This is a genomic window from Bradyrhizobium sp. 172, assembly GCF_023101065.1.
Lineage (GTDB): Bacteria > Pseudomonadota > Alphaproteobacteria > Rhizobiales > Xanthobacteraceae > Bradyrhizobium > Bradyrhizobium canariense_D.
Genome location: NZ_CP064701.1, coordinates 2370447 through 2392287, shown reverse-complemented (window position 1 = coordinate 2392287; position 21841 = coordinate 2370447). Strand labels below are relative to the sequence as shown.

Here is a 21841-nt window from a genome sequence, read left to right as displayed (position 1 = left end):
ATCTTCAATGAGATACCGCAAGGCTATCCGCTCGCAACTCCTAACAAATTCTAACACGCCAAGCCGCATCCGCCCCGCCATGGTGGTGGCACTTCATGGTGGATATGGCGGGACATGGCGCTTCTTGACGATGTAATTGATGCCAGCGGCGGAATGGCCCGCTGGAATAGCTTGAGCCGGTTCACGCTTCACCTCTCCGTCGCGGGAACGCTGTTCTCCAGCACCGGACATGCCAGCGAATTCAAGGACGTGACGGCGGAGGGCTCGACCCGCACGCAATCGGTCCGCTTCACCGGCATCACCGGAGGCGAACACTCCGGCTCGTTTCAGCCGGACGCGATCACGATCGAAAGCCTCGAAGGTGAGATTCTGCGGACCTGGCGCAATCCGAGTCTTGCGTTCACCGAGGCCGGTTCGCCCGCGCTCGCGGGCGAGCTGCATCTCGTCTTCTTCTGCGGCGTCGCGATCTGGAATTATCTGACCAATCCATTCCTGCTCGCCCATCCCGATGTCTTGGTGGAGGAGCTGCCGCCGTGGCAGGAGAATAACGAGTCATGGCGGCGGCTGCGGGCGCAATTCCCACCGAGCCTGATCACGCTCGCGCCCGAACAGATCTTCTATTTCGACGAGAACGCATTGCAACGGCGGACCGATCACGATCTGTTCGGAATGAAAGTCGCGCATTACTCCTGGGCCCATGACAGCTTCGGCGGCATCGTGGTGCCGACGCTCCGACGCGCGCAGACGCTGCGGCCCGACGGAACCGTGGTCGCCAAGCCCGTGCTGATGGATGTCGAGATCTTTGACGCCGTCTTCGAGTAGCGGCCCGCGCGATATCTCCAACTCTCAACGTCTAACAATACATAACGAGCCAACAGTCGGCCTTGAGCGCAGATTGGGTTCGCGAGCAACGAACGACGTGACGTGCTCGAACGAGACCCAGCTCCGCGCATCTCCACCGCAATGGAGCGCGTCATCGCAGCAAACGCACTCAAGGAGAACGGTCATGAAAATATTGATGGTCATCACCTCGCACGACCAGCTCGGCAACACCGGGCGCAAGACGGGCTTCTGGCTCGAGGAGCTCGCCGCCCCCTATTTCATCTTCAGGGATTCCGGGGCCGAGATCACCCTCGCCTCGCCGAAAGGCGGCCGTCCGCCGCTTGACCCCAAGAGCAACGAGCGCGAATTCCGCACCGACCTGACGCTACGCTTCGAGGCCGACGTCGCCGCCGAAGCCCAACTCGACAAGACGGTTCGCCTCGACAGCGTCAAGCAGGAAGATTTCGACACCGTCTTCTATCCCGGCGGTCACGGCCCGATGTGGGACCTCGCCGAGGACAAGGACTCGGTCAAGCTCATCGAATCCTTCCTTGCCGCCGGCAAGACAGTCGCCGTGGTCTGCCATTCGACTGGTGCGCTGCGCCACGTCAAGACGCCCGACGGCAAGCCCCTGGTTCAGGGCAAGGAGGTGACCGGTTTCACCAATGGTGAAGAGGAGGACGTCGGCCTCACCAAGGTGGTGCCTTTCCTGGTCGAAGACGAAATGCTGAAGCTTGGCGCCGTCTTCTCGAAGACGGCAAACTGGGGCGTTCACGTCGTCACCGACGGCCTCTTGATCACGGGCCAGAACCCGCACTCCTCGGGTCCGGCCGCGCAGGCCCTGCTCGCCGCCCTGAAGGGCGAGCCGCTGGCGCGCGCGTCGTAAAGCCCAGATGCGGCACATCGCGAGAGGCGCCCGCGATGGTGCCTCTCGACGCCGCCGTCACAAGCGGATGTCCCCTACTTGCGACACATCTTCACTTCACATGCCGGATTCGGAGCGATGACATGAACATCCCAGCCACTCTTGCCCTCTCGGCCGCTTTGGCCTGCGCGACCGTGCAGGCCTCGGCACAGGATCTGCGATCGAGCCGGCGCTCGATCAGCTATCACAAGACCGATATCCGGGGTCTCGAGATTTTCTACCGCGAGGCTGGGCCCACCGACGCTCCGACGGTGCTGCTGCTCCACGGATTTCCCTCGTCGTCGCGGATGTGGGAGCCGCTGATGCCGCTGCTCGCCGACAAATATCATCTCATCGCGCCGGACTATCCCGGCTTCGGCAACAGCAGCGCGCCGCCGCCATGCGACTTCACCTATACGTTCGACAACATCTCCGCCGTGATCGGCGAGCTCACAACGAAGCTCGGCCTCACCGACTACGTCCTGTTCATGCAGGACTACGGAGGCCCTGTCGGCTTCCGCATGGCGCTGGCGCATCCCGAACGCGTCCGCGGTGTCATCGTCCAGAACGCGGTTTCGCACGAGCAGGGGCTGAGCCCGCTCTGGAATGCGCGCAGGAAGTACTGGGCCGACCCGGCGCACGAGGTCGAGGCGCTCAAGGCCAACTTTACGTCCCTGGAGGCGACGAGTCAGCGGCATCTCGGCTCCAGTCCGCGTCCCGAGCGCTATGACCCCGACACCTGGATCGACGAATACGCGTTCCTGACGCGTCCCGGCCAGGCCGAGATTCAGACCACGCTGTTCCTGGATTACCGGACCAACGTCGCCTCCTATCCGAAATGGCAGGCTTGGTTGCGCCAGACGCGGCCACCGACGCTGGTGGTCTGGGGCGAATACGATCCGTCATTCGCCGTCGCAGGCGCGACGGCCTATCGCGACGACGTGCCGGATGCCGAGGTTCACATTCTCGAAGCCGGCCACTTCGCGCTGGATGAAGCCACCGACGAGATCGCTTTGCTTGTCCGCGACTTCCTGGGGCAGCTGGCTGGACACAAGGGTTGAGCGCTGATGGACGCGCTCAGCAGCGAGAAGAGACGGTCGTATCGACTGTTCAGGCCCCCGGTTCGTTCAACATGCGTCGTGCTGCAATGAGATCGGCGGTCTCGAACCCTTCGGAGAACCGGGCATAGGTTTGAGCGAGCTGTTCGAGCGGATTTTGCACATGCTGCCGGGTTCGAAGCCGCGCCAGCGACATCTCGGCTCGCAGCCGCCACGATAGCGCGCCCTGCTGTTCGGCGAGCGAGATCGAGGCGACAAGATCGGCCTCGGCCGCGTCGGGATTGCCGCCCTGGACCTCCAGCTCTCCCCGCAGACGGAGCAGCTCGGGCATGTCGAACGCGCCGCCTTCCCGCTCGACCCGCAGAATGGTTTCGTGAAGAACCTGAATGCCTTCCGTCAATTGTCCCAAGCTGACCAGGCCCCGAGACAGATCCGCGGCGAACGCCGAGGCATAGAGTTCGTAGCGGTGGGCATGCAGGCGTGGAAGCGCACTCCGCATCAGGTCGACGCCGCCGGCCGCCTCGCCCCGAGCGATCATGCTCTGCGCCCGAAAACCCGCCGCGACGGCTTCGTAAGGCACGAGCCCGTGCATGCTCGCATGCGCGGTCAGACGACCGGTCATCGCCTCGACCGACGACCAGTCGCCGAGCCAGCCGAATACCGAAGCGGACCAGCATAATGCGATACAATGCATGACCACGTCATGCGGCGCCGAAGCGCCGACCAGCGGCCGGATGCATTCGAGCGCACGATCGGGAAAGCCGCGCAGCCATAGCACGCGCGCGAGCGGAATTTGCGGTGTGCGTGAGTAGGCGAAATGCCCGGGTTGGGTGCCGCGGAGCGCAGCGTCGTCTCGCAGGCCCTGGTCGAGATGAGCCTGCGCCGCGGCCTGGTCTCCGGCGAGGTGATATGACACGCCGAGCAGCGCTTTGCTCCCGGCGATGCCCGCGGTATCGCCGATGACGCGGGCAATCCGCTCGGCGTGAAGCGCAGTCGGCACCAGATGCCGATAGCGACCGGTCCGGCGGTAGAACATGTTGAGCCGGGACAACAGCCTGAATGTGTTGGCGTGATCGGAAAGCGCTTCCGCTATTTCCAGCCCGCGCCTGAGCGCCGCTTCCGCCTGCTCGCTGTTACGTTCGGTGAACATCAAGGCGTGACCGAGCGTCGACTGAAGTTCGAGCTCCCATGCGCCGCCCCGGTCGGCCTCGTCCAGCATTGCGAGTGCGCGATCGGACCAGATGCGGGCCTCGTTCAGCAAATTGAGTTCGACGAACAGCCTTGTGCAGCTGCCGGCGAGCGGCACGCGCAAGCCGGCGCCGTCGTCGTTGGCATAAGCCCATTGCAGCGCAGCGCGGGCATCGGCGAGCAGGCTCGCGCTTTCCTGCAAACGTGACGCATGATCGCCGCCCTCCTTGTCCCTCATGCCCGCTTCGAGCGTGCATTGAACATAGAGAGCATGACGATGCGCGATCTGCGCCAGCTGTCCGCCGTCGGCCAGTTTCTGCAGGGCATAGGCACGCGTTGCGTCGAGCAGGCGATAGCGCCGCGATGCGCCGTCCGGCTGGGTGGAAACCAGCGACTTCACCACGAGTTGCTCCAGGGCCTCGACGACGCGATCCTCCGCCATCTCCGCCCCGGCCGCGACTGCTATCGCGCCCCTCAACGTGAAGTGACCTGCGAAGACGGCGAGGCGCTGAAATACGATCCGCTCGCTCTCGCCGATCAGACCGAAACTCCAGTCGAGCGTAGCGCCGAGCGTCTGCTGCCGCGGCGGCGCCGTCCGCCGCCCGCGCCATTCGAGCTGCAGCCGGTTGTCGAGCAGCGCCGCCATCTCGCGCAGTCCATAGAGACCGACACGTGCGGCAGCCAGCTCGATCGCCAGCGCGATGCCGTCGAGCTTGCCGCAAATCCGGGCCAGGACTTCGGCATGCTCGTCGGTGATGTCGTCGCGATGCCCCGCCGCGACGGCGCGATCGACGAACAGGCGCACGGCGGGATAAGCAAGCACCTCGCCGGCACTGAGGCGGGTGCCCTGCGGCGGACCGGGGAGCGAAACGAGCTCGAAAATCTGCTCGCCTTCCACCAGCAGCGACTCGCGGCTGGTTGCGAGGATGACGATGCCAGGCGCCTCCCGGTAGATGTTTTCTGCAAGGCGCGCGACCTCCTCGATGACGTGCTCGCAGCTGTCGAGCACGAGAAGCAGCCGGCGGCCGCGCAGGAAATTGACGATGCTGGCCGAGGGGTCCTCGTGGTGCACGACGAGGCCCAACGCGGCTGCAACCGTGCTCGCGACCAGCGCTCCGTCCTTGAGCGGACCGAATTCGAGGAAATGGACGTTGCCGTCGAAGCTATCGCACATCTCGTGCGCGAGCGCAGTCGCAACGGTGGTCTTTCCGATGCCGCCCGGCCCTCGCAGCGTGACGAAGCGATCGCGGAGCAAGCGCGCTGCCAACTCGGCCACGGCGTCCTCTCGCCCGACCATCCGGTCCAATCGGCGCGGTAGCGACGGTGGCGGCGCGGCCCTTTCAGGCACACGCGACGCCGGTGTAGCCACCTCCGCGCGCCCGCCACGCCGCACGGGCGCGACAAAGCAATAGCCCCGGCCCGGGATGTTGGTGATGTAGCGGGCACCATCCTTTCCGTCGCCGAGCACCTTGCGCAGCTCCGCGACATGGACGCGCAGGCTGACCTCCTCGACGGAAAGTCCGGACCACGCATAGCCGAGAATTTCGTTCTTCGGGACCACTTCGCCGGCGCGACTGACCAGCAGGCGCAAAATATCCATCGCACGGCTGCCGAGCCTGACCGGCAAGCCATCCTTCTCCAGCAGCCGCGACCGCAGCGAAAATGGCCCGAACGCGACGGCATCGAAATCTGGGATCGCCGCGGCGTCGCGGCCGCGGGGGCCCTGTCCTGCCGAGAGCTCGATCACTTTTGGCTCATCTTGACGGCCGCTCCAGCGAAATGCGGCGCGACTATACCCGGCGCCAGTGCGAGGTCCAGCGAGGGCAACCCACAGAACTCACACCTCCACATCGATCTCCACGCCATGACCGGTGCTCTCCTGAGTCGTGTCGGGGATACGCAAATGTCTGATAAACTGTACAAAAACGACGCTTCCTGAGACGGGATGCCGCACCTGATGCGCTCCCACAAAAACTAACACATCCTAATCACCACTAACGAGCTTGCAGGTCAGCTCACGCCTATCCTCTCACCATGGAAAACGTGGGCTTTGCGCGTTTGCTGGTTGCAAACAGCGGAGAACGCCCGGAGAGGACGAACGATGTTGACCAATTTGCAGGCAGGTGATGCCTGGATTGAATTTCCGGGCACCTCGGGGGATTGCGAGTTCCCCCGGGCAACACACGCGATCATTCGGGAGCGTCAATGGCGTCAGATCGATCCGCGCACGGGAGCGGCGGCCGAGGACATCGCGATCTCGCGATGGGAAGACCCGCGGAGCACCTCGTCGCACCAAGCGACGACGCCCGAGGATCGCTATTTCGTCGGCATCGCCCTCAAGACCACGCGCGCGAAACTGACCCGGGATCGCCAGGTCATTTTCGACGGGACCATGCCCGCGGGCACACTGTATCTCACCGCGCCGTCAAAGCCCCTCGCCGTACAATTCCAGTCGCCATGCGCCTTCTTGCACTTTTACATCTCCGCGGATCAATTTCCGGCACAATTTTCCGGAACTGAAGGTTTGAATGATCTCGTCCTGTTGCGCGATCCGCTCGCGGCCGAGCTTGCCAAGGCGCTGATCGAACTTGGCGACGCCGCGGACCACGAGTTCACGCGCTGCATTGGCCAAACCCTCGCGATGCATCTGGCGCGGCTGGAATTGCCACGCGCCAAGGTCAATGCCCTGCCGAAATGGCGGCTGCGGCGCGTCGAGCAATATATCGCCGATCATTTCCACCGCTGCATCAGCCTGTCCGAGCTCGCCAATGTCGCCGGCCTGTCCAGAATGCACTTTGCGGCGCAATTCCGCGTCGCGACCGGTTATCGCCCCCGCGAATATCTGCTCAATCACCGGATCGAGCAGGCCAAGACGTTGCTGGCGACCACCGAGCGGCCGCTGGCCGAGATCGCACTCGCCGTCGGCTTCAGCACGCAGGCGCATTTTTCGACTGTCTTCAAGCGCATCACCGATCAATCCCCGGCACGCTGGCGCCTCGCCAGCAAGGGCGAACGGCGAGAGGTGCAAGCACTCCCGCCGCGTCGTCCTGCTACGGAGAGGGACTGGATCAGCGCAGCCGCGTAAGCATTCGCTCGCGCCCTCATCCTCCCGGGCCTGCGAGCCACTCGGGGCCGTCCCTGCACCCACACAGGACGGCCCCTTTTTTTCTACACCGGATCGAAAGCCCGGATCGGCGGCAGATTGCCGGTGAACTTCTCGACCTCGACTGTCGTGAGCTGACCGGTGCAGCCTTGCGCAAAGGACGACGTGCCGACGTCGCGGGTGAGCACGTTCGGATTGCCGTGCACGCAGAGCGGCGCGTCGTCTTCGGGGTCCATCGGGTCGTACCAGGCGCCGGTCGGGAGCTGGACCACGCCGAGCGCGATGCCGTCGGTGACGTGGACCGCGGCGAGACAGGCGCCGCGCGCGTTGAACAGCCGGATGATGTCGCCGTGCTTGATCCCGCGTGCGTCTGCGTCCTGCGGGTTCATGCGCGCGACCTCGCGGCCGCGATGTTTGCTTTGAAGCGAATGTCCGCCGAAATCGAGCTGGCTATGCAGACGCGTCACGGGCTGGTTGGCGACCAGGAAGCACGGCGCCCCCGGCTTGGGCGTGTCGGACTTCTCCAGCCAGACCGGATGGCCCGGGCAATCCGCATCACCATGACCTGCGATCTTGGCAGAGAATATTTCGATGCGACCGCTCGGCGTGGGCAAAGCATGATTGACGGGATCGTCGCGGAAGCGGCGCAGCCGGCCACCGTCGTCGGGCTGCTGCGGCACCACCAGGCTGCCGCGCCGCCAGAACTCTTCGAAGCTCGGCGCTTCCAGGCCGCGCGCTTCGAGCGAGGCGCGGGTCGGCTCATAAAGATGTTCCAGCCACTGACGTGACGTCCGCCCCTCGGTGAAGGGCTCGCGCGCACCGAGACGGTCGGCAAGATCGGCGAAGATCTCGTAGTCGTCGCGCGCAAGGCCGAACGGCTCGGCGATCCGGTGCATCGCGACCATCAGGGGATCGTTGCTGGAATAGCCGATGTCTTCGCGTTCGAGCGTCATCGTCGAGGGCAGCACGATGTCGGCATGCCGGGCCGTGGCAGTCCATGCGAGCTCGTGCACGACCAGCGTGTCGACTTTCGCAAACGCCTTGCGCAGGCGGTTGATGTCCTGGTGGTGATGGAAGGGATTGCCGCCGGCCCAGTAGACAAGGCGGATATCCGGATAGGTGCGCGTCTCGCCGTTGTAGCGATAGGCGCTGCCGGGATTGAGCAGCATGTCGGCGATGCGCGCCACCGGAATGAAATCGCGGACAGCGTTGCGGCCCTGCCCTAATGTCGGCCCCGGCACGTCGTTGACGCGGCGACCGTAATAGCCGATTGCCCCCAACGAATAGGCGTAGCCGCCGCCGGAGAGGCCGATCTGGCCGAGCGCTGCCGCCAGCACCATGCCCATCCACACCGGCTGCTCGCCATGCTCGGCGCGCTGGAGCGAATGAGAGACGGTGATGAGCGCGCGCTTGCCGGCGAGCCGGCGCGCCAGCTTGCGGATTGTGTCGGTGTCGACGCCGCAGACCGCGGCGGCCCATTCGGCGTGCTTGGGTTGGCCGTCGCTCTCGCCGGTGAGATAGCGCAGGAAGACCGGCCAGCCCTCGGTGTAGCGATCGAGGAAGGCCTGGTCGTGCAGGTTCTCCGCGATCAGCGTATGAACGATGCCGAGCATCAGCGCGGTGTCGGTCCCGGGCACGCAGGTCATCCACTCGGCGCCGGCCTCGACGGGCAGGTCTTCGCGCAACGGGCTGACCAGGATGAACGCGCAGCCGCGGCGGCGCGCAGCTTCCATCGCGCCGCGCTCGACATGCTTGCTGATCGAGCCGCCTGCGACCATCGAGTTCTTCAGCGCCATGCCGCCGAACGCCAGCACGATGTCGGTATCAGCCGCGATCTGCTCCCAGGTGACATTGCGCTTGGTGATATCCTCGTAGCCGCAGAGGATCTGCGGCAGCAGCACCGAGGACGCGCCGGAGGAATAGGAGTTCACCGAGCGCACATAGCCGCCCAAGGCGATGTTGAGGAAGCGATGCACCTGGCTCTGGGCGTGGTGGAAGCGGCCCGCGCTCGACCAGCCATAGGAGCCGCCGAACACCGCGCCGGGGCCGCGCGTATCACGGATGCGTGCCAGCTCGTCGCCGAGCAGATCGAGCGCCTTTTCCCAGCTGACGGATACGAATTCATCGCGGCCGCGGCGATCGTCCGGACCCGGACCGCGTTCGAGCCAGCCGCGGCGGATCGCCGGCTGGGTGATGCGCGCCTGATGGCGTAGCGCGCCGGGAAAATTGTCGATGATGCGGTTCGGATCGGGATCGCCCGCATAGGCCCTGACCTCGAGCCCGGCCTCGCCTTGACGTGCCGAGAACACGCCCCAATGCGAGGTGTGCGGCTTGAAGCCGTCGGACAGGTCGAGGCCGGGGTCGGGGAAGCCAATCGTATCGTCCATCGTCGCATTCCTTGTTCCGGTCGCGGCACTGTCCCGGCCGCACCGATGTCATCCGCGTCGCAGTATAGCGATCCGCGCTTCGATGTCGTCGGGTCAGGGCCGGCGAAAATGCCGGGCGCTCGTGCAAGGACAGATTGGCGAACGTTCGCAGGAACGACCCGGCGGCGATTTTTCGTCCAATTTTGCTTTTATTTTCAACGCTTTAGTCGGTTGCATTCAGAGCCGCGCGGTCCGTCTTTCGGTGAGACTTGGCGCGAGATCTCTTTGCGACGACACTGACATTGAAATGTGCGATATGCCGCCCGTCACACACAACATCGGTCCCATCATGATCAAGCGCGTCTTGCCCTACGAGGGTCTGCTCCACGAAGTGGTCGAGCATCATGGCGTGCTCTACATCGGTGGAATCGTCCCAGAGGACACGAGCCTCGACATGTCGGGCCAGGCAAATGACGTCCTCGGGCAGTTGGCGCAGCTGCTCAAGACCCTCGGATCCGATCTGAGGACGTCTTGCAGGTGACCATCTACATGACGAGCCTCAAGGAGAAGGCAGACTTCAACGCGGCCTGGAAGGCGCATTTTGCAGAGGCTCATCTGCCGGCGCGCGCCGCAATCGGCGTGGCGGATCTCGGTCCCGGCGTCAAACTCGAGATCACGGCCATCGCCGCTCGAGGCATGCCAGGGCGCCGCAAAGAACCTCACACCAAACCCATTGTGTTCTCGGCAAGATCCACCTCAGATTAGCGCCGCTCGTGAAGGATAACCGCCACGAGCGACGTTACTGTCAGCACGATTCCTAGCCCGACGGCCGGATCGCTGGCGACAATCGCCGCGAGAGAGGCACCGCATGCAGCGCCCGCCATTTGCGAGAATCCGAACAGGGCTGCGGCGATACCGGCCTTGCTGCCAAACGGCGACAGCGCTGCCGCGCTCGACAGCGGGCTCACTATTCCCACGCCGAACAGAAAGACGGAAGCCGCTAACAGAAATGGCAGCAGCGCGCCGTTCGCGAGCAGCACCGCGCAAAGCAGCCCGGCGCCTCCGAGGACGGTTAGTCCCAAGCCGACCGACGTCGCACGGCAGGAACCAACCCGCGCCGATAGCCTAGGCGCCAGCATGCCGGCCGCAAACACCAGGAAGACCACGCCCGCAAATAGCTCACCAAGTTTGATTGGCAAGAATCCAAACGATTCGAGCAGCACCCGCGGCGCGCTGGAGAAAATCGCGAAAAGACCGGCCATCACCAGTCCAGCGGTTCTAGCAGGCGCAACGAACCGGCGATCCCGAACAAGCTCCAGATAGAAGCCGGCAATTTTGAGCGGATTCAGAGAACGACGCGCGCCGTCATTGGTTTCGCCGACGAAGGTCGCATAGGCCAAAGCCGTGCAGAGCGCGAAGGCCGCGACAAAGGCAAATTCCGAGCGCCAGCCAAAGAATAGATCGAGCGCACTCCCCAGCAGCGGTGAAAAGCCTGGGGCGGCCGCGGTTGCCATGGTGATCGAGGCCATGACCTTTGCAAGTGCCTGGCCATCGAACAGATCCCGGGCGATCGCACGTGAAAGCACCGAAGCCGCACATGCGCCGCAAGCCTGCATTGATCGGCCGATCAGCAGGCTCGATAGATCGCGCGCGAAAGCGCACCAGATCGTACCGGCGATGAAAATTCCGAGCCCTATCAGAATCGGCATGCGTCGCCCGAACCGGTCCGACAGCGGGCCGGCAATCAATTGCCCTATGGCGAAAATCGCCAGAAAGATCGTGAAGGCCGACGTGACCGCCGCGCTGGATACATGCAAATCGTCCGCGATGACCGGCAGCGAAGGCAAGAAGATGTTGGTCGCAAGGATTCCTGTCGCCGCCAGGGCACAAATCACTATTCTGCGCGCCGCCGCCCCTGCTTGACGTCCGTGCCCCGCCGCAGAAACCGTGCCCTCGACTTCAATGGACATGCTGCGCTCCCAAGTCCTGTCCAGATGCGGCGAGGCAGGGACGCCTGATCACCTACCCACTGCATGCTGGCCGGACGCATGCCATCCTGAACAACCACTGCTTGGGTGTCGTCCTGCGAATGTGGGAGGAGCGCGCAAATATTTGCTGCTTCTGGGTGCTGCAATGAGCGCCCTCTCTCCTATCCCGCCAGGGGCGTCGTATAGCCTGCAACCAGCTTGACGAGATCCGCCTGGCGCGCGGTGCCTGTTTTTTCAAACAACCGGCTGACATGCGTCCTAACCGTGCTATCGGCGACCCCGAACGCCATAGCGACCTCAGGAACGCCACCGACCTCGACGATGGCCAGCAACACGCGGAGTTCGGTCGGCGTCAGCTTGAACGCGCTGCCGATGGCTCCGGGAATAGAAGCAACCGCCAGCGACGCCTTGCGAACGAACAAGGCCGCCGTGGCGGTGTAAACAATACCAGCACGCCGACGCGCGCCTGACGTGAGGGGCAATGCATGGGCCACATAGCGGTCGCCCTCCCTGCCGGTCAGCGGCAACGCGATGCCCCTTATACCAAGTGCGGCATCGCCCTGCCCCGCGGTGGCGAAGACATCTCGCAGGGTGCGGTCGACCTGAGGATCGCTGGCGACCAGCCGCCCGCCCACGGAACTCAGAATATCACGAGCGTCGAGAATGGCATTGCCGGCCGTATTGGCGTGAATGAGACGTCCACCGGGATCGACGAGATACATGCCAGCACCGAGCCCGTCCAGCGTGTCAACGAACGTCGCGAGTTCAGCGGCCTTGAACTCGAACATCTTGCCGATCACGACGGCACGCCTGATATGCGGCGCGATCAGCCTCATTTGCCGGCGCGCGTGCTCGTCGACGAGCCCATTTCGCCGGTGGCGGAAGACCCCGAAAATAGCTGTGCTGACCGTGGTCCTGTCGACAACCGCGCTGACAAAATCGACAAGCCCCTGGGGCTCGGCCCACTGCCGGTATAGTTCACTCTGGGTGAGTGCTGCGAAAGACATCAAATCGGTCGTCGCGATCGGCTGCTCGAGGTCACCGAGAAAGTGCCCCTCCGCGGAGGAATAAATCTGCCGAAAGAGTTCGACCCGCAACGGCACGTCAAATCCAAAGCGATGGGGCACCGTGGCGTGCTGGACACCGACGTCCTTGCAGAACAGCCCGCCTGCTGCGCCGCCAACGAATTGCACGATGCTGACGATGGCGTCTTCCCAACGAGAGGGATCGATGGCGGCATCGTAGATGACGCTGATCAGGTCGCTCAGTTGCTGCTGATCATCTGAATTGTCTTTCGACGATTCCGAAACCGACCGCGGATGTGAAACCCTGTTCATTCGAAGACGCGCCCCCGGTGTGAGGATAGCTGTGAGACAACTTTAAGCTTTTCCGCTGATAGCGAGCCGGTATCGCGCTCAAATCATTTTGATCGTGTCCCACCGGAGCCGCAGGGAATATCGGCCATCCTTCAAATGGAGGATGGTCATGCGGTCGGTGATCCTCTTGGCCGGACGCCGCAGGTTGAAATGAGTTGATCAGAACGCGATGCGCACGCCGCCCTGGCCGTGTCGATACGGCTGCGACCGGACGCCGCGCCGCTTGAATCCACCCCTGCTTGCGGACTGATTGGCCTGTCTTGACGAGCGTCTCGGGTCAGATGTCGGCGTCCTGGGACGCGGCGAAGCTTCGGCATGAAAGCGGGACGAGCATGGCCGCGTGACGGCGGTAGCGGCGATACCGGTTGCCGAACTGCTGGATCAGATCGTGCTCTTCCAACTGAATGCCGATCAGGATGTAGGCTGTGATGCCAAGCGAATAGACCAGATGACCGACCGTCATCGCAGGCGTGGCCCAGACTGCGAGCAGGATGCCGAGATAGATCGGATGGCGGACATACCGGTAGAGCAACGGCGTGCGGAATTTGGCTTCGGGCGGTTGTTTACCGAACAGGTGCATGAACACCTGGCTGAGGCCGAACAACTCGAAATGATTGAGAAGAAACGTGCTGACCACCAGCACGACCCAACCCAGCCAGAAGACGGCGTCGATCGCCCCCGCCGCGACCGGGTGGTTCACGGTCCAGACCGGCGTGGGGATCGGCTGCCACTGCCAGTACAGCAACAGCAGTGCAAAGCTGGCGAACAGCACGTAGGTGCTGCGCTCGACCGAAGCCGGCACGATTCGCGTCCACCAGCGCTTGAAGCCCTGACGCGCCATCACGCTGTGCTGGATCGCGAACACTCCGATTAGCAGCACATCGATAACAATGCTTGCCAGAACCGGACCAATGGCCCCGGAATCGATAGACTTTGGAGGAGCAGGTTCCCGGTGAAGCCAGTGAGATAGAGCAAGGCGACGAGCGTGACACCGTAAGCGGCAGTGCCGTAGAGGACCGCAACTAGACCTGCCATCAATCTTCTCCCAGAGAGTTCATTTTTTTTGCATCGATTCGTCCGATAGCGGCGGCGGCTGCGGCGGTGCTTACAATGAAGAGATTTCGAGCAGCGACTGGCGCGGGTACGTCACCCCGGGGCCGCGGCGGTGATCCCGGATTCTGCACGGTGACCATCCAAGAGCTTGAATTCATCATCACGCCTTCAGGGCGGACGAATTGTTTCAACTCGTCCTTCAAGGCCGCCACCAGCGTATCAAACAAACGAGCAGCCTTCGGACCGGCTTCGCGATAAACCTCCCCTGCGGGACCGATCGCGAGCTGAAACGCGACCGCTTCGTCAAGATCTCGCCCGACCAAGACTTCGGCATCGATCCGTTCGAACCTGATGCCGCCGTAGCCGGCAATCATCAATTGCCGAGTCACGGCCTCGGGATCGGTCATAGAAAACGGTCCGGGCCCGCAGGTTGCAGCGTCTTCCCTGACGGGGGGCAGCTAGCGAAGCAGAACCTCCTTCGACAGTGTAAGCCACGGATTGTCCGCCCGTTCGCGCCAGACGACCATCGTCATCAGTCCACCCGGCTTGAGCGCAAATCGCAAGTTGCTCAAGCCAGCCGTTGGGTTTTCGAAGAACTGGGTTCCAAAGCGAGAGAAGCAAAAATCATGTACCGGCTCGAACGGATGGGTCTGAACATCCGCTTCGAGAAAGCTGAGATTGGTCACCCCTGCCTCCTTCGCATCTGCGCGGCCGACGTCGAGGAAGGCATTGCAGCAATCGAGGCCGAGGACGGATCCGGTCGGTCCGACGCGCCGCGCAAGTTCAATTGCGGTGTCGCCCCAGCCACATCCCACATCCAGGGCCCTGTCGCCGGCTCTGATCGGCAGCGACGGGAAGACTTTAGCGCTATGCAGGTGAAGGCCGCCGGCGAGGATGTGCCGCCACGCATTGAATTTCGGAGCCAGTACAGCGTTCCAGAAATCGATATACGGCGTGACGGTTGCGGTAGCCTGCGCGATGCTCATGATCGGGATATCCGTCTGCTTGGTTGCCATCCAGAACCCCGTCGTGGCGTCCCGCTTTTCCATTCTTCCGCAACCGGTTCCGCGTCCGCCTGACCGTCTGGACAGCGTCTCAAGGAAACGTGGAGGAATCGGTTGCTTGGCAGTTCATTCATGAGCCCCGTATAAGCGCGGGGACCGCCACGGTGAATGATCGCCCAGCCGGATCAGTTGACCGATCGTCCAAATCTGAGATTAGCCTAATGATCGATCCGCTATCGGAAGTGCTTCGATCGGTTCGCCTGACCGGCGGCATTTTTCTGGATGCGCGGTTCACCGCGCCGTGGAGCGTCCATACGCAGATCGTCGCTGAGGACTGCGTGACCTTCGCGGTCAAGCCCTCGCTGCTGATCGCTTACCACTTCGTCATCGCCGGAAAATTTCTGCTCAGCGTCGACAGCGAACCTACAGTCGAGGTGCGGGCCGGCGAGATCGTACTGCTGCCCAGAAACGATGTTCATACACTCGCCAGCGACGCGGGTCTGGTACCGACAAACGCGCGTCATCTCATTCAGCCGTCACCGGATGGGGGGCTGGCAAAAATTATGCACGGCGGAGGCGGTGAGCCGGCGCAAATCGTGTGCGGTTTTCTCGGCAGCGAGGAAACCTATAATCCGTTGATCGCGGCCCTGCCAAGAGTGCTGAAGCTCGACATTCGCGAGGGGGTCGCACGCGACTGGATCGAGGCTTCAGTGCGATATGCAGCCGGCGAACTGACGGCCGGCAGGTTCGCCTCGTCAAACCTGATGTCTCGGCTTTCCGAACTGCTGTTCGTAGAGGCGATGCGGCAATATTCCGTGACATACACCGATCAAGATGGAGGATGGCTGAAGGGGATTGCCGATCCGAAAATCGGACGCGCGCTCGCCTCCATTCATCATAACGTCGGGCTGCCGTGGTCCGCGGAAGTCCCTTGCGAGAGAAGTCTCGATGTCGCGGAGCGCCTTCGTCGACCGCTTCACAACCCTGATCGGGGTGCCACCAATCCGGTATCTGACCATCTGGCGGCTTCAGGCAGCCAAGGTGAGCCTACGAGAAACACGCAAGCCGATCGACCAAATCGCAGAGGAAGTGGGTTACGGATCCGGAGAAGCATTCAGCCGGGAATTCGGCCTGGCGCCTGCGCGATGGCGGCAACGCTGACAACGCAATTGATTGCGCAAGCGTCAAGTTTCAGAACGAGCCTCCATAGGGGGACGATCAGGAAATGATGCGTCGCCGTCGCGGCGAGAGCCGTAGCGGGTCAAACCGGCCCTGGACGGTCGGAATCGCACCTCTTGTCTATCTCGCACAGCGGAGCATGTGACCAGCTGATACGCACGTCCTAGTGCCCTCGGCGTGGACCTGGAGCACGGGCACGCGTCACGCACGCCAATTTCAGTGCGCACAAACCCGCGCGATATCGGCGACGGGTCGAGATCGGCGAAGGCACGCACATGGTCCTGCTGGAGAAGAACCGGTTGCAGGCCTTCGACGCGATCAATCAGTTTCTCTCGGAACAGTATGAGCATGACTAGCGCGATCTCCGCGGATCCCGCCGCGAGAAACACAGATGCTTCGCCTGAGCGCGACTCGCGCTTCCGGTTCCCGAATCGTCCGATCCTTGAGGACGATCGCATGCGCCGTCTACTATTCCGGAACCGTTTGACCGATCGCCCTCGCACTTCTGGGCGCATGCTGGGCAGACAAACAATGACCTGCATGGAGTAAAACTATCAAAGTTTAATGCGCTCTGTCGTTCTCATCGATCAAATTGGGGACGGGTTCTGAGTTATTAGGCGACCAATGCAGGCAGGATTTGCGTTCTCCAAGCTCGCCGACCGGTTGGCGAGCCTCACTCCCGTAACGGCCGACGATCTCCACCTGCTCGCGGACATGGCAAGCACAATCGCGCATCTCGGTTCGCGTCAGGCCGTTTTGCGGCATGGCGATGATGCCACCCAGTGCTGCCTGCTCCTTCAGGGATATCTGTCGTGGCAGGATGCAGAGAGTGCGGACGGGCAGATCACGTCAATCCATGTTCCCGGTGACATCGCCGATCTACACACGCTTTATCGTCCTCGCGTTGACGGCAACCTGATCGCGCTCGGCCCTGCCATCGTCGCTCTCGTGCCACACCGCTTCTTTCACGATTTGTCCGCGCGTTCGCCCGCGATGTCTCGCGCATTGCTGCTGATGCTGCTCACCACCCACGCCATTCAGCGCAACTGGACAGTGAACCTGGGTAGCCGTGATGCATTGACGCGCGTGGCGCATCTGCTGTGCGAGATCACCACCCGGCTGCAAAGCGTCGGCTTGGCGAGAGATTTCAGACTGCCGTCACCCTTCACCCAATCGGACCTTGCGGCAGCATGCAGCATCTCCCCGGTCCACGCCAACCGCACGATTCAGGAACTGCGACGATGCAATCTCCTGCAATGGCAGGGCAAGACGGTAACGATCACGGACTGGCAGGGACTCGTGCGGCTCGCAAGATTCGATCCGACTTACCTGAGCATTTCGTCCAGCCGCGACGATGCGTCGTCCTCGCGTCTCAGGCCACTTACGGCGGACCTTGCGCTCGCTTGAGCTCCTTTCGGACGACACCTTGGAAACTTGCGGAGCGTGCAATCAGGGCCTCCCGCACCTCTTCAAGGACGCTATCCCAGTTGCCTGGTGTCCTCTGATGAAACAGCCGCAGGCTCGGATACCAAAGGGAATGGGCCTCGGATGCCGGCCAGCGCCAGTCGCAATCCGCATGCAATAAGACCCACGCCTCACAGCCGAGTGCTCCCGCGAGATGGGCCACCATAGTGTCGACGCAAATGACGAGATCGAGCCGCTGGAGGAGATGACCGAGAACCGTAACGTCAGGCGTGCTGACGTCCCTCGCGCCGATCTCGGCCAGTTCGCACGTTCGGGCCCCGCGTTGCAGTGAGCAGAGCGTCACGCCGGGAACGGCAAGATGTCCCAACAGGGACGGCGGAACGGTCCTCCGCTTGTCCCAATTGCCGACTTCCCAAACCAGGCCCACGGCAAGGCCCCTGAGTTCGAGACCTCGGTCTTGCGGGAGCGCTGGTTCGACCTTGGTCGGCAACGACAGGTAAGGTGCGCGCATCTCGACCTGCTCTCGCCTCGCCCTTATGGCATGCGGCACCTCCATAATCTCGATATCGACCTCGAAGTCGACCTCAGGTGCACCATCATGGAGCGCGAAGGCCCGATCGACGCCAGCCGCTCGCTCGACCAGCGGCAGAAGCTCGCCCTGGCACCAGACCGTGACGCGGCGCGCGACGTCACGAAGCGGCCGCATGAAGCGCAGGAACTGGATAGTGTCGCCGAGCCCGTGGTAGCAGCGGACCAGCACATCCTTGCCCCTCAGTTCCTCACCACGCCAGATCCGCTGCAGGTGACGCGGCCCGGTGTGCTTGGGTGGATACGCAAGCATTGCCAGATCGCGGTCATTGATTGCCCAGGCGCGTTCGAAGTCGCCTGCCCGCATCGCCTCGGTCCAGCTGCCCGACACGTGGTGATCCAACTAGCGCCGTACGAATTTGTGAAAGCGGCTCGGCTTCCCATCCTTGGTCTGGTCCTGATGGAGGAAGGCAATGCCGGCCTCGTCGAACTTGGCGAAGAATTCGTCCCAGCTGATCCGATCGAGACCTTCGTCGGGCGGATCGAAATCGATGCGCAGGATACCGGCGTGTCCGTCCTCCTCCGTGGCCTTGACCGTTGCAGGCTTTCCGCCGCGCTCCTCCGCCCATTTCCGGATCACATCATGGCTGGTGGTCTGCTGGGCTTCGCTGGTTTGTGATTTGGATGACATGTGACACCTCGATTGCTGACAAGGAGCGAGCGACGGATCGGCCCTCGCGTCGGACTGTTTCGCCGTGAACGCCGGGCGCGAGCATTTGTTCTTTCGTAGGCCGGACTCTCTCAAAACATCATCTTCTTCATCTTCATCATGGAAGCTTTTCGTTCCCACCAACCCGCCCGGGATTCTATCCCAGGTTAAGCGCGCGAGATTTTTTCGGCCGGAATCCGACGTGAGGCGGACATAGTGCAGTGAGTTCAGGAACGAACATACGTTCCCCACGTTCGCCGACGTACTTACGTCAACACTGCATCTCTTCAACACTGCATGCCTTAACGCTGCACGTCTTCCGGAGGGCCTCTAGCCATGCATTCTCGTCTTCAGGACAGGCGGCGCGTGCGCGTCGGCATCGTCGGTGTCGGCAATTGTGCGAGCTCCTTCGTTCAAGGGCTCTCCTATTACCGGGACGCCAAATCGAATGAACCGGTGCCTGGGCTGATGAACGCCGATCTCGGCGGCTACCACATCAGCGACATTCAGGTCGCGTCGGCCTTCGACGTCCATGCCGGCAAGGTCGGACGCGACGTGGCCGAGGCGATCTTCGCAGCGCCGAACAACACGCACCGCTTCTCCGACGTCGCCCCCACCGGCGTCATGGTCCAACGCGGCCCCGTCATGGACGGTGTCGGCCATTATCTAAAGGACGACGTCCCGATTGCGGATGTCCCGGAAGCCGACGTCTCCGAAGTGCTCGCGACCTCGCGCACGGACGTGCTTGTGTCCTATCTTCCCGTCGGCTCGCAGCGTGCGAGCGAATTTTACGCCGCGCGCGCGATCGAGGCCGGCTGCGGCTACGTCAATTGCATCCCCGTCTTCATTGCCTCGAATCCCGACTGGCGGCGGCGTTTCGAGGATGCAGGCCTGCCGATCGTCGGCGACGACATCAAGAGCCAGGTCGGCGCCACCATTCTGCACCGTGTGCTCGCCAATCTCTTCCGTGAACGCGGCGTACGGCTGGACAGAACCTACCAGCTCAACATCGGCGGCAACACCGATTTCAAGAACATGCTCGAGCGCGAGCGGCTGACATCAAAGAAGATCTCCAAAACCCAAGCCGTAACCAGCCAGTTCGACGTGCCCATGGATGCCGATAATATCCATGTCGGCCCGAGCGACCATGTGCCGTGGCTGACCGACCGCAAGCTGGCCTTTATCCGCCTGGAGGGCACCACGTTCGGCGGTGTTCCCTTGAGCGCGGAAGTCAAGCTCGAAGTCTGGGACTCCCCGAACTCGGCGGGTGTCGTGATCGACGCGGTCCGCTGCGCCAAGCTCGCCATGGACCGCGGGCAGGCCGGCGCGCTGACGGGCCCCTCGAGCTATTTCATGAAGTCGCCGCCTCAGCAGTTCACGGACGAAGAGGCCGGACGGCGAACGCGCGCCTTCATCGACGACAAGGCGTATACCTGATGGCGAAGATCATTCATCTGATCCGCCACGGGCATCATGCCCTGCTCGGCCGCACGCTCTGTGGCCGGATGAAGGGCGTAGAGCTCGATGATCTCGGCTGCGAGGAAATCGCGCGATGCGCCGATACTTTCACGCCCCCGCCGAGCATGGTTCAGTCGAGCCCGCAGCGGCGCTGCATGCAGTCGGCCTGCATCCTGGCGGCGCGCTTCGGCTTGCCGGTCGAGATCGTGCCGGCACTCGACGAGCTCGACTACGGCGAATGGACCGGACTGTCGTTCGAGGCGCTCGCCCGGGATCCCCGCTGGTCGCGCTGGAACGAACAACGCGGAACGAACCGCCCGCCGGGGGGCGAAAGCATGCGGTCGCTTCAGAAGCGCGTCGTCGCCCATCTGGAGCAGCTGCGCAACGATCATGGTAGCGGCACCGTCGTCGTCGCCGTCAGCCATGCCGAACCGATCCGCGCGGCGCTGCTGCACTATTCCCGGAAAGAGCTCGACGACTTCCTCTCGATCGAGATCGACCCCGGCAGCGTCAGCACCCTCAGCGTGGACAATCGCGGACTCAAGATCACCGGGATCAATCAGCGGGTGCCAGCGTGAAGATCGTCATTTTCGGCCTGACAATTTCCTCGTCCTGGGGCAACGGTCACGCCACCCTGTGGCGAGGGCTTTGCAAGCATCTCGCGCGAGCCGGCCACAGCGTCGTCTTTTTCGAGCGCGACGTGCCCTACTACGCGGGCGCGCGGGATTTGCACGAACTGCCCGGCGGGCAATTGCGACTGTTCTCGAACTGGGACGATGTGCTGCCTTTGGCGCGGAGCGAAATCCGTGATGCAGATGTCGCGATCATAACGTCCTATTGTCCCGACGCGATCGCCGCGACAGAGCTTGTCCTGTCCGAGGGTCGTGCGGTGCCTGTGTTCTATGACCTCGACACGCCGGTCACGCTGACGAAGCTGATGGCCGGCGAGGCCGTTCCCTATATCGGGCCGCGCGGCCTGCGGGATTTCGCCCTGGTCCTGAGCTTCACCGGCGGCTCCCGCATCTGCAACGAATTTCGCGACAGGCTCGGCGCCTGCAACGTCCGCCCGCTCTACGGACACGTCGATACGGACATCCATCGGCCGGTGCCGTCGCAGCCGCATTACCGTGCGGATCTGTCCTATCTCGGCACATATTCGCAGGATCGCCAGCGCGCACTCGAGGCTCTGTTCGTCGAACCCGCACGTAACAGGCAGGATCTGCGCTTCCTGATTGGAGGTGCACAATATCCGGAAGATTTTCCCTGGTCGCCAAACATCTACTTCGTGCAGCACTTGCCGCCGTCGGAGCACGCGGCGTTCTTTGCGTCATCCCGGCTGACACTCAACGTCACGCGCCGCGCCATGGCCGAGATGGGCTGGTGCCCCTCCGGCCGCCTGTTCGAAGCCGCTGCCTGCAAGGCCCCGCTGCTCAGCGACGACTGGCCGGGACTCGATGAATTCTTTGTACCTGGGCAGGAGATCCTGATCGCATGCGATGCGAAGGACACGCTTGCTGCGTTGACGATGGCCGACGCCGAGCTTCAGCACATTGCCGGGCGCGCCTATGAACGGACCATGGATCAGCACACATCCGACAAGCGCGCAGCCGAACTGATTTGGCTGCTCGAGCAGACGGCATCGCTCGGCGCGCGCCGACAGCAACCCGAGGAGGCCTGATC

At 63.0% G+C, this 21841-nt stretch carries 18 protein-coding genes and 1 pseudogene; 10 read left to right on the top strand and 9 right to left on the bottom strand.

Annotated features, from left to right (window positions below; translation table 11 throughout):
* Window positions 1–114 precede the first annotated feature (114 nt).
* From IVB07_RS11285 to IVB07_RS11275, 3 genes are all read left to right on the top strand, one after another.
* On the top strand, window positions 115–822 hold the full coding sequence (locus IVB07_RS11285) for a hypothetical protein (protein WP_085348991.1): 708 nt from the start codon (window positions 115–117) through the stop codon (window positions 820–822).
* A 184-nt stretch (window positions 823–1006) separates the two neighbouring features.
* On the top strand, window positions 1007–1708 hold the full coding sequence (locus tag IVB07_RS11280) for a type 1 glutamine amidotransferase domain-containing protein (RefSeq protein ID WP_085384006.1): 702 nt from the start codon (window positions 1007–1009) through the stop codon (window positions 1706–1708).
* A 122-nt stretch (window positions 1709–1830) separates the two neighbouring features.
* Window positions 1831–2787, top strand: coding sequence for an alpha/beta hydrolase (locus IVB07_RS11275; RefSeq protein ID WP_247361268.1), 957 nt, complete (start codon window positions 1831–1833; stop codon window positions 2785–2787).
* 49 nt (window positions 2788–2836) lie between these two features.
* Here IVB07_RS11275 and IVB07_RS11270 read toward each other — a convergent pair whose 3' ends face one another.
* A complete protein-coding gene (locus IVB07_RS11270) occupies window positions 2837–5719 on the bottom strand; it encodes a winged helix-turn-helix domain-containing protein (protein WP_247767640.1) in 2883 nt (960 codons plus the stop codon).
* Between the two features lie 354 nt (window positions 5720–6073).
* On the opposite strand from IVB07_RS11270, the gene IVB07_RS11265 reads away from it, so the two are divergent.
* Window positions 6074–7057 (top strand): AraC family transcriptional regulator, encoded by a 984-nt coding sequence (locus tag IVB07_RS11265; protein ID WP_018460351.1) that lies wholly within the window; start codon window positions 6074–6076, stop codon window positions 7055–7057.
* Window positions 7058–7140: 83 nt separating this feature from the next.
* Here IVB07_RS11265 and IVB07_RS11260 read toward each other — a convergent pair whose 3' ends face one another.
* Window positions 7141–9462, bottom strand: coding sequence for a molybdopterin guanine dinucleotide-containing S/N-oxide reductase (locus IVB07_RS11260; RefSeq protein ID WP_018460352.1), 2322 nt, complete (start codon window positions 9460–9462; stop codon window positions 7141–7143).
* A gap of 328 nt (window positions 9463–9790) precedes the next feature.
* Here IVB07_RS11260 and IVB07_RS11255 point away from each other — a divergent pair.
* Window positions 9791–10206, top strand: a pseudogene (locus tag IVB07_RS11255) (RidA family protein).
* Here the strand turns inward: IVB07_RS11255 and IVB07_RS11250 are convergent.
* From IVB07_RS11250 to IVB07_RS11230, 5 genes are all read right to left on the bottom strand, one after another.
* Window positions 10203–11411, bottom strand: coding sequence for a multidrug effflux MFS transporter (locus tag IVB07_RS11250; RefSeq protein WP_026234011.1), 1209 nt, complete (start codon window positions 11409–11411; stop codon window positions 10203–10205). The pseudogene IVB07_RS11255 and the gene IVB07_RS11250 overlap by 4 nt on opposite strands.
* A 179-nt stretch (window positions 11412–11590) precedes the next feature.
* A complete protein-coding gene (locus IVB07_RS11245; protein ID WP_018460355.1) occupies window positions 11591–12766 on the bottom strand; it encodes a helix-turn-helix transcriptional regulator in 1176 nt (391 codons plus the stop codon).
* Between the two features lie 316 nt (window positions 12767–13082).
* Window positions 13083–13685, bottom strand: a complete 603-nt coding sequence (mddA, locus tag IVB07_RS11240; protein WP_345946484.1) for a methanethiol S-methyltransferase — start codon at window positions 13683–13685, stop codon at window positions 13083–13085.
* Between the two features lie 154 nt (window positions 13686–13839).
* Window positions 13840–14265, bottom strand: coding sequence for a hypothetical protein (locus IVB07_RS11235; RefSeq protein ID WP_018460358.1), 426 nt, complete (start codon window positions 14263–14265; stop codon window positions 13840–13842).
* Between the two features lie 51 nt (window positions 14266–14316).
* Complete coding sequence (locus IVB07_RS11230) at window positions 14317–14874, bottom strand: methyltransferase domain-containing protein (protein WP_247295128.1); 558 nt, start codon at window positions 14872–14874, stop codon at window positions 14317–14319.
* A 209-nt stretch (window positions 14875–15083) separates the two neighbouring features.
* Here IVB07_RS11230 and IVB07_RS11225 point away from each other — a divergent pair, with 209 nt between their 5' ends.
* On the top strand, window positions 15084–16091 hold the full coding sequence (locus tag IVB07_RS11225; protein ID WP_198293418.1) for a cupin domain-containing protein: 1008 nt from the start codon (window positions 15084–15086) through the stop codon (window positions 16089–16091).
* Window positions 16092–16665: 574 nt separating this feature from the next.
* Entirely contained in the window at window positions 16666–17448 is a 783-nt protein-coding gene (locus tag IVB07_RS11220; RefSeq protein ID WP_085348983.1) for a Crp/Fnr family transcriptional regulator, read from the top strand.
* Here IVB07_RS11220 and IVB07_RS11215 read toward each other — a convergent pair.
* Entirely contained in the window at window positions 17423–18385 is a 963-nt protein-coding gene (locus IVB07_RS11215; RefSeq protein WP_245288576.1) for a hypothetical protein, read from the bottom strand. The genes IVB07_RS11220 and IVB07_RS11215 overlap by 26 nt on opposite strands.
* Before the next feature lie 12 nt (window positions 18386–18397).
* The gene (locus tag IVB07_RS11210) at window positions 18398–18685 is read right to left on the bottom strand and encodes a hypothetical protein (protein ID WP_018460363.1); all 288 of its coding nucleotides are present in this window, start codon (window positions 18683–18685) and stop codon (window positions 18398–18400) included.
* Between the two features lie 354 nt (window positions 18686–19039).
* On the opposite strand from IVB07_RS11210, the gene IVB07_RS11205 reads away from it, so the two are divergent.
* Genes IVB07_RS11205 through IVB07_RS11195 form a run of 3 tightly spaced genes read left to right on the top strand, consistent with a single transcriptional unit; the run spans window position 19040 to window position 21839 of the window.
* Window positions 19040–20140, top strand: coding sequence for an inositol-3-phosphate synthase (locus IVB07_RS11205; RefSeq protein WP_026234013.1), 1101 nt, complete (start codon window positions 19040–19042; stop codon window positions 20138–20140).
* Window positions 20140–20739 (top strand): histidine phosphatase family protein, encoded by a 600-nt coding sequence (locus tag IVB07_RS11200; protein ID WP_018460365.1) that lies wholly within the window; start codon window positions 20140–20142, stop codon window positions 20737–20739. The genes IVB07_RS11205 and IVB07_RS11200 overlap by 1 nt, the downstream gene beginning before the upstream one ends.
* On the top strand, window positions 20736–21839 hold the full coding sequence (locus IVB07_RS11195) for a glycosyltransferase (protein ID WP_018460366.1): 1104 nt from the start codon (window positions 20736–20738) through the stop codon (window positions 21837–21839). The genes IVB07_RS11200 and IVB07_RS11195 overlap by 4 nt, the downstream gene beginning before the upstream one ends.
* Window positions 21840–21841: the final 2 nt, after the last annotated feature.

What these genes read in the sequence shown, in the direction of transcription:
- IVB07_RS11220 (WP_085348983.1), top strand. Translation starts at nt 16,666, where the DNA reads ATGCAGGCAGGATTTGCGTTCTCCAAGCTCGCCGACCGGTTGGCGAGC.
- IVB07_RS11205 (WP_026234013.1), top strand. Translation starts at nt 19,040, where the DNA reads ATGCATTCTCGTCTTCAGGACAGGCGGCGCGTGCGCGTCGGCATCGTC.
- IVB07_RS11275 (WP_247361268.1), top strand. Translation starts at nt 1,831, where the DNA reads ATGAACATCCCAGCCACTCTTGCCCTCTCGGCCGCTTTGGCCTGCGCG.
- IVB07_RS11235 (WP_018460358.1), bottom strand. Translation starts at nt 14,265, where the DNA reads ATGACCGATCCCGAGGCCGTGACTCGGCAATTGATGATTGCCGGCTAC.
- IVB07_RS11265 (WP_018460351.1), top strand. Translation starts at nt 6,074, where the DNA reads ATGTTGACCAATTTGCAGGCAGGTGATGCCTGGATTGAATTTCCGGGC.
- IVB07_RS11260 (WP_018460352.1), bottom strand. Translation starts at nt 9,462, where the DNA reads ATGGACGATACGATTGGCTTCCCCGACCCCGGCCTCGACCTGTCCGAC.
- IVB07_RS11285 (WP_085348991.1), top strand. Translation starts at nt 115, where the DNA reads ATGGCGCTTCTTGACGATGTAATTGATGCCAGCGGCGGAATGGCCCGC.
- IVB07_RS11210 (WP_018460363.1), bottom strand. Translation starts at nt 18,685, where the DNA reads ATGTCATCCAAATCACAAACCAGCGAAGCCCAGCAGACCACCAGCCAT.
- IVB07_RS11245 (WP_018460355.1), bottom strand. Translation starts at nt 12,766, where the DNA reads ATGAACAGGGTTTCACATCCGCGGTCGGTTTCGGAATCGTCGAAAGAC.
- IVB07_RS11200 (WP_018460365.1), top strand. Translation starts at nt 20,140, where the DNA reads ATGGCGAAGATCATTCATCTGATCCGCCACGGGCATCATGCCCTGCTC.
- IVB07_RS11250 (WP_026234011.1), bottom strand. Translation starts at nt 11,411, where the DNA reads ATGTCCATTGAAGTCGAGGGCACGGTTTCTGCGGCGGGGCACGGACGT.
- IVB07_RS11280 (WP_085384006.1), top strand. Translation starts at nt 1,007, where the DNA reads ATGAAAATATTGATGGTCATCACCTCGCACGACCAGCTCGGCAACACC.
- IVB07_RS11225 (WP_198293418.1), top strand. Translation starts at nt 15,084, where the DNA reads ATGATCGATCCGCTATCGGAAGTGCTTCGATCGGTTCGCCTGACCGGC.
- IVB07_RS11230 (WP_247295128.1), bottom strand. Translation starts at nt 14,874, where the DNA reads ATGGCAACCAAGCAGACGGATATCCCGATCATGAGCATCGCGCAGGCT.